General features: G+C 62.0%; 10 protein-coding genes. 1 reads left to right on the forward strand and 9 read right to left on the reverse strand.

From position 1 onward, the window contains the following. Positions 1 to 54 precede the first annotated feature (54 nt). The gene (locus JO965_RS10015) at positions 55 to 1605 is read right to left on the reverse strand and encodes an arylsulfatase (RefSeq protein ID WP_203443487.1); all 1551 of its coding nucleotides are present in this window, start codon (positions 1603 to 1605) and stop codon (positions 55 to 57) included. A gap of 181 nt (positions 1606 to 1786) precedes the next feature. On the opposite strand from JO965_RS10015, the gene JO965_RS10020 reads away from it, so the two are divergent. Further along, positions 1787 to 2005 carry a hypothetical protein gene (locus tag JO965_RS10020; protein WP_203443488.1) on the forward strand — a complete coding sequence of 73 codons (219 nt, stop codon included), beginning with the start codon at positions 1787 to 1789 and terminating at the stop codon, positions 2003 to 2005. Between the two features lie 298 nt (positions 2006 to 2303). On the opposite strand, the gene JO965_RS10025 is transcribed toward JO965_RS10020, so the two are convergent. From JO965_RS10025 to JO965_RS10060, 8 genes are all read right to left on the reverse strand, one after another. Continuing rightward, on the reverse strand, positions 2304 to 3851 hold the full coding sequence (locus JO965_RS10025; RefSeq protein WP_203443489.1) for an arylsulfatase: 1548 nt from the start codon (positions 3849 to 3851) through the stop codon (positions 2304 to 2306). A 51-nt stretch (positions 3852 to 3902) separates the two neighbouring features. Beyond that, positions 3903 to 4361 carry a YidH family protein gene (locus JO965_RS10030; RefSeq protein WP_246776792.1) on the reverse strand — a complete coding sequence of 153 codons (459 nt, stop codon included), beginning with the start codon at positions 4359 to 4361 and terminating at the stop codon, positions 3903 to 3905. 69 nt (positions 4362 to 4430) lie between these two features. Beyond that, positions 4431 to 6761, reverse strand: a complete 2331-nt coding sequence (locus JO965_RS10035; protein WP_203443490.1) for an arylsulfatase — start codon at positions 6759 to 6761, stop codon at positions 4431 to 4433. A 51-nt stretch (positions 6762 to 6812) separates the two neighbouring features. After that, complete coding sequence (locus JO965_RS10040) at positions 6813 to 8336, reverse strand: arylsulfatase (protein ID WP_203443491.1); 1524 nt, start codon at positions 8334 to 8336, stop codon at positions 6813 to 6815. 88 nt (positions 8337 to 8424) lie between these two features. Next, positions 8425 to 9588 (reverse strand): hypothetical protein, encoded by a 1164-nt coding sequence (locus JO965_RS10045; RefSeq protein ID WP_203443492.1) that lies wholly within the window; start codon positions 9586 to 9588, stop codon positions 8425 to 8427. A 61-nt stretch (positions 9589 to 9649) separates the two neighbouring features. Further along, positions 9650 to 10159 carry a hypothetical protein gene (locus tag JO965_RS47785; protein WP_246776793.1) on the reverse strand — a complete coding sequence of 170 codons (510 nt, stop codon included), beginning with the start codon at positions 10157 to 10159 and terminating at the stop codon, positions 9650 to 9652. Next, positions 10156 to 11145 carry a formylglycine-generating enzyme family protein gene (locus JO965_RS10055; RefSeq protein WP_203443493.1) on the reverse strand — a complete coding sequence of 330 codons (990 nt, stop codon included), beginning with the start codon at positions 11143 to 11145 and terminating at the stop codon, positions 10156 to 10158. Before JO965_RS10055 ends, JO965_RS47785 begins: the two co-directional genes overlap by 4 nt. 208 nt (positions 11146 to 11353) lie before the next feature. Then, entirely contained in the window at positions 11354 to 12121 is a 768-nt protein-coding gene (locus JO965_RS10060) for a DUF1214 domain-containing protein (RefSeq protein ID WP_203443494.1), read from the reverse strand. Positions 12122 to 12130: the final 9 nt, after the last annotated feature.

A 12130-nucleotide genomic window follows, 5' to 3' on the forward strand; every position in this document is an offset into this window, starting at 1 on the left:
AACCTCGTCTCTCATCGTGGTCGGGCGGCGGGATTGCCGCCCGACCGGCTTTATTCAGTCGCCGCTCGCTCCTTCGGACATCTTCGCCATGGCATCGTCGATGGTGAAGGTGTTCGGCTTCTGGACGGCTGGGAACTCCCGGAACGTCTCCGCGAACTTCGCTGCAACCGCCTGCACTGCATAGATCAGATAGGCGTGCTGCATCATCCAATCGTCATAAGTATTCGAAGTGATGGTTGCGTATTCATAAGGATCGGTGCGAAGATTATAGATAACTGGAGCTCTCAGCCGCACGAACGGATCGCGCCAGACGGCCAGGCGGCCGGGGGTGCGCTGCTCCATGAATGTGATCTTCCAGTTGTCCATGCGGATCGCTAGTGTGTCGCCGTCATCACTGAAGTAGAAGTAGAAGTTTCGCGGGCTCTTCTCGGTTTCGCCGGTCAGGTACGGCAGCAGGTTGTAGCCGTCGATGTGGTTCTTGTATGTCCGCCCGATAGCCTGATGCCCTTTCTTCAGCTTGTCGACCACATCCGGATCTCCGGCCATGGCCAGGAAAGTCGGCAGCCAGTCGTGATGCTGCACGATCTCGTTGCTGATCGAGCCGGCCTCGATCTTGCCCGGCCAGCGCACCAGCAGCGGTACACGGAAAGCGCCTTCCCAGTTGGTGTTCTTCTCGCTACGGAATGGAGTGGTGCCGCCATCCGGCCAGGAGTTGCGATGCGGCCCATTGTCGGTCGAGTATTGCACGAAGGTATCGTCGGCGATGCCGAGTTCGTCGAGGAAGTCGAGCATCTCGCCGACATTCTTGTCATGGTCGATCATGGTGTCGTGATAGGTTGACTGCCAGCGCCCCGCTTGCCCACGGCTCTCAGGCTTCGTGTGCGTATAGAGATGCATGTGCGTCGTGTTGAGCCATACGAACCATGGCTTTCCGGTCTCCTCCTGCCGCTTGATGAAGTCCTTGGCGGCAGCAATGAACTCGTCGTCGCAGGTCTCCATGCGCTTCCGGTTGAGCGGGCCGGTGTCCTCGATCTTCTGCTTGCCGACCTTTCCCCAGCGCGGCATCTCGGTGGTGTCGTCCTTATCCGTCGCCCAGGAGTGGATGACACCGCGTGGCCCGAATTTCTCGCGGAACTCCGGGAAATCCTTCGCCGAAGGATAGTCATCCATTTCCGGCTCTTCCTCGGCGTTGAGGTGGTAGAGATTGCCGAAGAATTCGTCGAAGCCGTGGTTGGTCGGCAGCATATGATTGAGATCGCCGAGATGGTTCTTGCCGAATTGGCCGGTGGCATAGCCCTGGTTCTTGAGGGCCGCCGCGATCGTGATGATCTTCTCGTTCATGCCGATGGGTGCGCCGGGGATGCCCACCTTGGATAGCCCCGTACGGTAGACGCTCTGTCCGGTGATGAAGGCCGAGCGCCCGGCGGTGCAGGATTGCTCACCATAGGAGTCGGTGAACATCATGCCCTCGCGAGCAAGGCGGTCGATATTGGGCGTCTTGTAGCCCATGAGTCCGTGCGAGTAGCAACTCAAATTTGAGATGCCGATGTCATCCCCCCAGATGACGAGAATGTTCGGCTTGCGGTCTTTAGGCGATTTAGCCATAGCGATGCTCCTCCTTGTAAAGCTTTGACATACCTGGCTGTTTTCTTGTTCGCGGCAGGCGAGGCGACCGGAACAAGTGGCGTGACGCAACGTTGTCGGCATCTGGCAACCGGCCTCGCGTGTCAGTCTGCGACAGCGGTTCCCAAGACAAGCGTGGCGTGAACAAAGTTTGGAGAGTGGCGTGTTTCTCGACGATAAGTTTTCTTATGGCGGGTGGAGCGGCCCTTCGTGCCAAGCCTGCAAGCAGCCGATCCTGCCAAGCGATCGCATCAAACGAGTGGAGTTTCAGAACGATCTCGACGGAACGAAGGGGCTGACGGGCGATTATCACGTGGCCTGCAGCAAACCCTTCGCCTCGCTGGCGAACGTGATCAACTTCAACCCCTGGGCGGGATGGTAGACGCCGAGCGTGTCTCCCACCTGGAGATGCTCCTGATTCAATCGGCTTGACACAATCGGGAAGCCCGTCGTTCCCCGTTGTAACCCGATTGAGCATCGGCAGAGGGCGAAGACGCGTGCCTCGAGCGGTACCCTTCGTTCTTCGGATGCAGCATCCGGTCCGGCGATGAGGTGTCACCGGACCTTGGATGAGGCTGTTCTCAGCTTGGATGCATACGACGACTGAAGATCGTGGTCGCATATGCTTCGCTGATGACATCTGCTATTGCTCCATGTCTTACAGGCTAACAACAGCTGACCTACTCGGCAGCGATCCTGGCGGGGCTGCCGCTGGCAGCGGCGGCCATGGCGTTCTGCTTCTCTCGCGCCTTTTCGAGAGCCTCGTCGATGCTGAAGCTCGACGGCCGCTGACGTGGCGGGAATTCCTCGAAGGTTTTGAGGAACATACCGACGACCACCTGTGCGGGCACGATCAGGAACATGCGGTCGGCTGCCCATTTGGCATAAAACATGGTGGCATCTTCATCGGCCCGCTCGAACGGGTCGCTTCGAAGATTGAAGAGTTTTGGGAACCGCAAGGGAACGAATGGTTCCTGCCAGACCGACATGCCCTTGGCGCGCTGCTCCATGAAGTGGATCTTCCAGTTCTCGTAGCGCAGCGCCATCAAGTCCCCATCGTCGCTCCAGTAGAAGAAAGCCTTCCGCGGATTCTCCTTCTCCTCTTTCTTCAGGAAAGGCAGCATGTTGTAGCCGTCGATATGGACCTTGAAGGTCTTGTTGCCGGCCTTGTGCCCTTTCTTGAGCTTCCCGACGATATCGGGTTCACCCGCGACGGCGAGCAGCGTCGGCAGCATATCCGTATGCGACACGATCTCGTTGGAGACGGTTCCCGGCTTGATCTTGCCCGGCCAGCGGATCATGCACGGCACGCGCCAGCCGCCTTCCCAGTTGGTGTCCTTCTCGCCGCGGAACGGTGTCCAGCCACCGTCAGGCCAGCTCAGGCATTCGGCACCGTTGTCGGTCGAGTACATGACGATGGTGTTGTCGGCGATGCCGAGTTCATCGAGCTTGCCGAGCAAGCGGCCCACATGCCCGTCATGCTCCACCATGCCGTCGGGATAGAGGCCCAAACCCGTCACGCCATCCGACTCCTTCTTCAGGTGGGTGAAGACGTGCATCCGGGTCGAGTTCCACCAGACAAAGAACGGCTTACCGTCCGCGTTGGCCTTATCGATGAACTTGAGGGCTCCATCCAGGAACTCCTCGTCCACCGTTTCCATGCGCTTGCGTGTCAGCGGGCCGGTATTCTCGATTTTCTGAGTGCCGTCCGGCTTGGCCCAGCAATGCAGGACGCCGCGTGGGCCGAACCTCTCCTTGAACTTCGGATCCTTGGGATAGTCCGGGTTCTCAGGCTCTTCCTCGGCATTGAGGTGGTAAAGGTTGCCGAAGAACTCGTCGAAGCCGTGCACCGTCGGCAGGAACTCGTCGCGGTCGCCGAGATGGTTCTTGCCGAATTGGCCAGTGGTGTAGCCGAGTGGCTTGAGGAGTTCCGCGATGGTCGGATCCTCCGGCCGCAGGCCGAGATCGGCGCCGGGGAGGCCCACCTTGGTGAGGCCGGTGCGGATCGGCGACTGTCCGGTGATGAAGGCGGCGCGGCCGGCCGTGCAGCTCTGCTGGCCGTACCAGTCGGTGAACATCGCGCCTTCTCTGGCGATACGGTCGATGTTGGGGGTCTGATACCCCATGATGCCGTGGTTATAGGCGCTGATGTTGAACCAGCCGATGTCGTCACCCCAGATGATGAGGATGTTGGGCTTGCCGTTCTGCGGTTTAGGCTGTCTTGCCATGATCGGCTCCCTAAAGCGGAGGGGGTTCGAGCAGTCGGGCGCGGTCCCTCCTCAACCGAAAGGCCCGACCTGAAAGAGCATGCTCACGATGGCCGCCACGCCGACGACGAGAAGGACGATGGCGGTGATCAGAGTGAGCGACGGTGGGAATCTGCTTTCGGCATGAACGAGGCCGGCGGCCTTCATCGCCTTGCGCTCCTCGCGCAGGCCGATCATGAACTGCACATGATAGATGATGCCGATGACGAGCATCGCGATGCCGAGCGCGACGAGAACAACACCGAAATTGCGGGACGCCCCTGCGTGCGCGATCGTTCCGGCCTCACGGAGCTTCTCGAAGACCTGATAAATCGTGAATCCGAAGCTGATCAGCGAGAGCGACGTGCGGATCACGGACATCAGGGTCCGGTCGGCGCTCATCCGCGTGCGCTGGAAAGACATGCCGGTTCGGCGCGAGGACAGCTCGACGGAGATCCTGTCGGGATCGGACTGTGCGGTAATGGGACTCATCTCATCTGATCTCCCTATGGTGCCGGGCGGTACCGACTGCGGAACCGCCCGACGGTTTGGTCGAACTCCTCAGTCAACAGCCATGGCGGCCGCAGCCAGCTTCTCGAGATCGAGGTACCGCGTCTTCTCGACGGTGACGCCGACGAACTTGATCGTCCCGCCCTTGAACGCGGCGGGTGTCGTATACTCCTCGCTCACCGCGTCACCGCTGTCGCGGCCGATGCACAGGCCATCGCCTGACAGCGTGAACTTGCCGGGCTGGGTCTTCATGTTCCCCTGCGCCATGATCCGGTCGTTCACGTAGAGTGTGGTCTTGCCGATCGACTCGCCATACTTCCCGGCCTTGTCGCGGATGAACTCCATGCCGAGCGTATACTTGCCCGGCGTGAGCTCCTCGGACACAAACTTCTGCTCCGGCTTGATGCCGAGGAAGTTGTAGACGTAGTGGAGCTTCCTGTCCTTGATGAACAGGCTGTGGCCGCCGAACCGCGAGCCATGCGCGAAGATCACACCCGAGCAGTCAGGGTCGGTGATCTCGACGTCGGCCAGGATCTTGTACGAACGCCCGCGTACGTTGACCGCGACACCTTCCGGAACCGGCGAGGTGCCAGGATAGTACATGTAGCGCTCCCGTGGCGTCTCCTCGCTCGGGCGCTCCACGCCGAGAAGCTCGGCAGCGCTGCGGTCGTCGAGCGGCAGCACGTTGTTCTTTTCCGCCTCCTCGAACCACGCCTTGATCAGCGCCTCGAGCTTGTCGGGATGCTGCTTCGACAGATCCGTCGATTCCGAGCGGTCGACGTCGGTGTGGTACAGCTCCCACTCGTCTTTGTCGAAGTTGCCCTTTCCAGTCAGCGGGGCGTGAAGGGCCGCGGCCTTCCAGCCATCCTCCCACATGCCGCGGGTGCCGAGCATCGCATAGTACTGGCGTTTCTTCTGCGTCGGCGCGTCGGGCTTCGCCTCGAACGAGTAGCGCATGGAGACTCCGGACAGTGGGTACTGCTCGATGCCGCGATAGACCTTGGGCATCTCCAGGCCGCAGACATCGAGGATGGTCGGCACGATATCGGTCGAGTGGTGATACTGGTTGCGCACCTCGCCCTTGGCCTTGATGCCCTTCGGCCAGGAGATGACCAGCGGGCAGCAGGTGCCGCCGGCATATTCCGAGTAGCGCTTGAACATCTGGTACGGCGTGGAAAACGCTGCCGCCCAGCCCGTTGGGTAGTGGTTGTAGGTCTCCACGCCGCCGAGAACGTCCAGATACTTCATATTCTCGGACAATTCGTCCGGATAGTTGTTGAAGAACTTGTTCTCGTTCACCGAGCCGTTCGGGCTGCCCTCGCCGGAGGCGCCGTTATCGGAGCAGTAGAAGACGATGGTGTTGTCGAGCTGGCCGGTCTGCTCAAGGTAGTCGATCAAGCGACCGATCTGCACGTCGGTATATTCGGAGAATCCGGCATAGACCTCGGCCATGTGCGCGAACAGCTTCTTCTCGTCCGCGTTCAGCGAATCCCACGGCCGGACGGCATCGCCTGGGTTGGCCACCTCTCCCGGAAGCGGGTTGAGCGGAGTGAGCTTCGTATCCTTCGGCAGAAGGCCCTTCTCGATCATCCGCGGCAGCACCCATTCGCGATAGGCCTCGTAGCCGCTGTCGAACTTCCCCCTGTACTTGTCGATGTACTCCTGCGGCGCATGGTGTGGAGCGTGGTTGGCGCCGGGGCAGAGCCACATGAACCATGGCTTCGACGGATTGCTGGCCTTCTGGTCGCGGATCATCTGCAAGGCCTGGTCGACAAGGTCCTTGGAGAGGTGGTAGCCCTCCTCCGGCGAGTACGGCTGGTCGATGAATCGGTTGTCCTCGACGAGGTCCGGGTACCACTGGTTCGTCTCGCCGCCGAGGAAGCCGTAGAAGCGGTCGAACCCCTTTTGCAGCGGCCACTCCGAGCGGCTCGCGCCGGCGGCGATGTCCTGCTCGGGCACGTTGTGGTTCTTGCCGAGCCAGAACGTGCTCCAGCCGGAATCCTGGAGCACCTGCCCGATCGTCGCGCATTCGGCCGGCAGGCGACCGCTCCAGCCCGGGAAGCCCTGCGCGCCCTCGGTGATGCAGGAGCAGCCGTTGAGGTGGTGATTGCGCCCCGTCAGGAACGTCGAGCGCGTGGGTGAGCAGAGCGCCGTGGTGTGCCACTGCGAGTAGGTCAGTCCGCGCTCGGCGAGCCTCTCCAAGGTCGGCATGCTGATGGCGCCACCGAAGGGCGACCATGCGGCCTGTCCGGTGTCGTCGTAGAGGATGATCAGGACGTTCGGCGATCCCTCAGGCGCCTTGGGCAGCGTGAAAGGTCCCCAGTCCGGCGTAGAGTCGCGAACATCGAGCTTGATGACACCCTTGAACGGCTTCTTCGACATGATGGTCTCCCGATTTGGTTCAATCATTTTGCTGGTATCTGTCCGCTGGCTTCAGCTTCCAGGCAGTGCGATGGTCTCCAGTTGCTCGAGGCGCTTGAGCGCTCCAGCCGCTTTCAAGGTGTTGTAGTTGATGCCTGCCGCATTGAGGCTGCTGCCTTCCTGGAACGGGTATTCCGGGATCGTCGACAGGAACTTCTTGATGAACCCCTGCGCCGGCACGAAGGTCCATAGGTTGTCGCCATACCAGCGCAGGTAGCCAAGATCGGCCTCGCTCGGTCCCTTTTCGTAGGGGTCGGCCCTTAAATTCACGAGGAGCGGCCATCCCGGCGTGGAGCGCGTGCCGGTTGCGATGTTTCCGACCTGAGTCGCGAAGTGGATCTTCCAATCCTGGACGCGGATTGCGTTGAGCTCGCCGCCCTGCGCGAAGTAATAGATTTCCTCGCGAGGTGCCTTCTTCGCATCGCCCTTGAAGTACGGCAGGAAGTTGTAGCCGTCGGCGTGTATCTTGAACTCGCGGCCGTTGGCCTTGTACCCCTTCTTCAGCTTCTCTACGACATCCGGCTCACCGGCCGCGGCGACGAAGGTCGGCATCCAATCTTCCTGCGAGATAATGTCGTTGTAGACCGTGCCCGGCTTGATGACGCCCGGCCACCGCACCAGCAGCGGCACGCGGAAGCCGCCTTCCCAGGTCGTGCCCTTCTCGCCGTGGAACGGTGTGCAGCCACCGTCCGGCCAAGAGAACGTCTCGGCGCCGTTGTCGGTCGAGAAGACGACGATGGTGTTGTCCGCGATCCCCAGATCGTCGAGCTGCTTGAGCAGCACGCCGACGTGATCATCAAGTTCCATCATCCCGTCCGGATAGATTCCGATTCCAGTACGCCCGAGACTTTCCTTGCGCAAATGAGTCCACACGTGCATGCGTGTCGTGTTGAACCAGACGAAAAACGGCTTTCCGTCCTTGACCGATCGGTCGATGAACTTCGTGGCAGCGTCGTGGATTTCGTCGTCGATCGTTTCCATGCGCTTTGTCGTGAGCGGGCCGGTATCCTCGATCTTCTGGCCGCCTTTGCCGTCGGACCAGGCATGCAGAACGCCGCGCGGGCCGAATTTCTTTCTGAACTCCGGATTCTTCGGATAGTAATAGGTTTCCGGCTCCTCCTCCGCATTGAGGTGATAGAGGTTGCCGAAGAACTCGTCGAAACCGTGCACCGTCGGCAGGTGCTTGTCGCGGTCGCCGAGATGATTCTTGCCGAACTGACCGGTCGCATAGCCTTGCTCTTTGAGCAGATCCGCGATGGTCGGAGTCCAGTCGGGGATCCCGTGCTCGGAGCCCGGCATGCCGATGGTCAGGAGACCGGTCCGGAACGGGTGCTGTCCCAGGATGAAGGACGCTCGCCCGGCGGTGCAGCTTTGTTGCGCATAGGCGTCGGTGAACAGAGCACCTTCGGTCGCGAGGCGATCGATGTTAGGCGTCCGGTAGCCCATGATGCCGTGATTGTAGGCACTGATGTTGTGAACGCCGATGTCGTCACCCCAGATGACCAGGATATTCGGCTTGCCAGACTTTTTCGCCATCTCGTTCCTCCCTTTAGCGCTTAGATACCCTCGGCTGACATTCTCTCCTGTCTCGTCCAGTCGTCGTCACGCGTATCTGCGTCTCTCCTCAGAACAGCAGGCTGCTGATGTGGGCCCAGATCACGTCGCGCGGTACCGCCAGCAGCAGCACCGGCACGAACGGCAGCAGCAGCGCGACTGCGAGCGCGAGCAGGTCCTTGAGGCCGACAGGCACCAGCCGGATCGCATGCACGTTCTCCACGACCGCATAGAGGTCGGCAACGGCGGAGAAGTCGGACGGGTCGCGTGCATCCTCTTCCGCCTTCCGGGCGAGCCATCGGTGCTCGAAGGCATGTCCAATCCGTTCCGCAAGTGCGTCATGAGCCAACGCGCCCTGCCGCCAGGTCCGCATCAACGTCGGGGTGAAGACCAGGAGCGGCGCAATGAACAGCGCAGCGATCGCCAGCAATAGGGCGACATTGAAGACGATGTGAGGGGTCGGCAGCACGCTACCGCCGAGCACCACATTCGCCGATCGGCCCGCGGGGATGATCGCCAGCGCCAGCCCAACCGCCGCAAGCGCGCGGACCGAAAGACCGAGGAAGCTCAGGCCCGCGCGGCGGTCGGGATGGGATGCGACAAGCCGGAGCTTCAGCCGCGAGACGTGCCACAGCAGCCGTGTCCACAATGCGAGCCGCCAGAGCCAGCCGAGGATTAGCGCCAGCAGCAGCGGCAGGCTCACCAGCATGTGCCACCAGCCGGCCAGAGAATACCGCGGCATTCCGCCCACGGGCTGGGCCCAAACCGGCAACTGATCGAGCGGACGCGAAAGAATCGTCGCCAGTACGATCAGGTACGCCAGCACGAACACGCAGATTTCGGCCGCCCTGGATCGCAACAGCCTGCGCGTTGAGGCAATCGCCTCGTCCAGACGACCGCGGTCGCGTTCGTCGGCGAACCCGCCATCGCTGATGTGGCGGACGATGGCATTGAGCTGCGGTACGCAGGTCGCCTCGGCGAGAACCAGCAGCGGCGCGGCAATGAGATAGCGCGTGTGTAACCCGACTTCCCGAAGGACTGGAGTGATGAGATCCACACGAGCCCACGCGCTTTGCAGAACTGCAAGGACGAGGAGAGGCATCCAGGCGGCCAGGATCACCATCAGCGCGCGGCGGCGGAAGGCAAGATCGTCCGATCCGAGAAGGCCCAGTCGCCGTTGAAGGCCGAGCGGCGGCGCGTGCTCGAAGAGCATTTCGGCATCGCCGCGGCTCATCGCGGTGTCTCCTGCACTGGTGGGCGAATATGGGATCGCAGCGGCCGACATGATGCGTTCCTCACGATACCGGACCGGTGGATTTGCCCGCGAGCCACCGGCGGGCGATCCGCGCGATCGGCCCGCGCAGGAGGAGATAGGGGATGAAGGCGAGCAGCAGGGCCACAAGAACCATCTCGCCCGGATAGAATTCGTTCAGGACCTTGTACTGGTAGATCGCATCCATCCCGAGACCGAGCACGATGATGCGACTGGTCGACAGGAAGCCCTCACGCAGCCGGTCGGTGCGCCGCGTGGGATCGATCAGGATCGTCCAGAAATAGGGCGAACGCCCGAGCCGTGCATCGTTGACGCCGTCATGCAGCGCGGCGATGAAAGCCATCGTCGGCTGAAGCAGGAACCGGAACGCCATGGGGCCGCTCGGCCGTTCGACGATGTCGTGCCAGATGCGTTGCTGCACATCGGTCGAGAAGCCGTACCAGATGGCGCCGAGCACGCTCAGGATCGCGACGAGGGCGATCCCGACCCAGGCGATGATCCGTGCACTTCTTGAATCCGTTTGTGCACTCATGCGTCTCGTCCTCGTCGCACCACGCATCGGAAGCCGATATGGCTCGTCGATGTGTCGACGGGTTGCGCGTGACGGGCGGCCGGCCGATAGCGGCGGCAATAGTTCGGGGCGCACAGGTGCGAGCCGCCTTTCAGCACCTTGCGTGGGATGCGGATCTGCGGCTGGCACGGATCGTAGCTGTCGGTCTCCCGCCCGCCGCGCGGGTTTTCGGGAATGCAGCAGGCCTTGGGAGCGTCGGCGGGATGCTTCGGCGTGTAGAAGTCCGAGGTCCATTCCCAGACATTGCCGATCATGTCGTGCAGGCCATAAGCATTCGGCGGAAAGGCGGTCACCGGCGAGGTGCGCTCGTAGCCGTCCTCGCGTTTGTTCTGAAACGGGAACGCTCCCTGCCAGGTGTTGGCCCTGGGCCGGCCGTCCGGCGTGAACTCGTCGCCCCAGGCGAATTCCGCCCCGTCGAGCCCGCCGCGGGCGGCGTATTCCCATTCGGCCTCGGTCGGCAGGCTCTTGCCGACCCAGGCGGCGTAGGCCTCGGCATCGGCATAGGCGACGTGCACGACCGGGTGATCGTCGAGGCCCTTGATCGACGATCCGCGGCCATAGGGCCGGCGCCAGGTCGCCCCGAAGGTGAAGGCCCACCATTGGCTCCAGTCCCGCAGATCGACCGGATAATCCGGCAGCGTGAAGACGAGGGAGCCCGCCTTCAGCATCTCCGGCAGCGCGCCGGGATAATCCTTAGGGTCAGGCTTGCGCTCCGCGATCGTGACATGGCCGGTCGCCTCGACGAAGCGCCGGAAGTCGCGGTTGGTGACCGGCGTCCGGTCGATCCAGAACCCGTCGACGGTGACGCGGTGCACCGGCGCCTCTTCGGGATAGTGCGTGTCCGAGCCCATCCGGAACGTACCACCGGAAAGCCACACCATGTTCGGATCGGGGGCATCCCGTTGGACGGGCGCAGCGATGGTCGTGTCGAGTTCGGCGATGGTCATGATCTCATGTTCTCCATGCCACGTAATTCAGGATGGTATCGGTGCGCAGGAACTCCATGCGCAGATGCCGGCGGGCGGAATCGTTCCCGTGAAGGCGAGCCCGACCCCGGCGATCACCAAGCCGGTGACGACGAAGGTGGACCAGTCGATGATGTCGGGTGCTGCTCTGCAGCTGAAAGCCCATGGCGTTCTCCATCTCGTCAGTGCGTTAGCGAACCTCCTCGAAGTCGCCGGGCTTCCAGCCTCCATCGAAGGCAGGTCCGTCCGGTCCGTACAGGCGCAAATAGACGAACCAGCCCTTGCCGGGTTTGGTCTTGATCCACTGCCCCTCTTTGCCCGCAGGTGCGGCAGGGCCGAAGTAGAGATCGGTGGTCCCGGTCTTCGGCACATCCTTGAGTTCGACCAGCGAGCGCAGTGCGGCCTTGTCCTGATCGGTCTGAATCTGCGAGCGCGTCTCGCTGTCGTACACGGTGACCGACCAGAACAGTTTCTGCGGCACGGGCTGTGGCACGCTCAGGCGATAGGTTTTCCCGCCGTCGAGATACGCGCCGTCCTTGTCGCGCAGCCCGAGCCAGTAGAGCGATCCGGCACCTGGTGTACGCAGCACCATCTTGGGGGACATTCCGACGGCCTGCGAGAACCAGCGATCGCGCGCCTCCAGGTCGATTCCGGTCGGCAGTTCGAAGTCACCGTTCTCATAACGCAGGGTCGCGTATTCCCACTTGCGGTCCGGCCAGACGAAGCGGTCGGGACGCGAACTGGCAAAGCCGGCGACAAGCATCTGGGCACGTCCATCTCTCGCTGCCCGTTCGAGAAGCCCTTTCATGCGAGCATCCGGCGCGAACGGCTTGCCCTGCTCGATGCCGAGCATTGCGAGCATACCGGTCATCGGGCGAAACTCTTCCAGGGCCGGCTCCTCCTGCAAGACCTTGTGCAGCCTTTCCCAGAACTGGATGTTGTCCTCCCAGCGCAGCAACGTGATGTC

Origin of the sequence: Microvirga sp. VF16, assembly GCF_016864375.1 — a bacterium.
GTDB lineage: Bacteria > Pseudomonadota > Alphaproteobacteria > Rhizobiales > Beijerinckiaceae > Microvirga.

What these genes read in the sequence shown, in the direction of transcription:
- JO965_RS10055 (WP_203443493.1), bottom strand. Translation starts at nt 11,145, where the DNA reads ATGACCATCGCCGAACTCGACACGACCATCGCTGCGCCCGTCCAACGG.
- JO965_RS10045 (WP_203443492.1), bottom strand. Translation starts at nt 9,588, where the DNA reads ATGAGCCGCGGCGATGCCGAAATGCTCTTCGAGCACGCGCCGCCGCTC.
- JO965_RS10015 (WP_203443487.1), bottom strand. Translation starts at nt 1,605, where the DNA reads ATGGCTAAATCGCCTAAAGACCGCAAGCCGAACATTCTCGTCATCTGG.
- JO965_RS10025 (WP_203443489.1), bottom strand. Translation starts at nt 3,851, where the DNA reads ATGGCAAGACAGCCTAAACCGCAGAACGGCAAGCCCAACATCCTCATC.
- JO965_RS10035 (WP_203443490.1), bottom strand. Translation starts at nt 6,761, where the DNA reads ATGTCGAAGAAGCCGTTCAAGGGTGTCATCAAGCTCGATGTTCGCGAC.
- JO965_RS47785 (WP_246776793.1), bottom strand. Translation starts at nt 10,159, where the DNA reads ATGAGTGCACAAACGGATTCAAGAAGTGCACGGATCATCGCCTGGGTC.
- JO965_RS10040 (WP_203443491.1), bottom strand. Translation starts at nt 8,336, where the DNA reads ATGGCGAAAAAGTCTGGCAAGCCGAATATCCTGGTCATCTGGGGTGAC.
- JO965_RS10030 (WP_246776792.1), bottom strand. Translation starts at nt 4,361, where the DNA reads ATGAGTCCCATTACCGCACAGTCCGATCCCGACAGGATCTCCGTCGAG.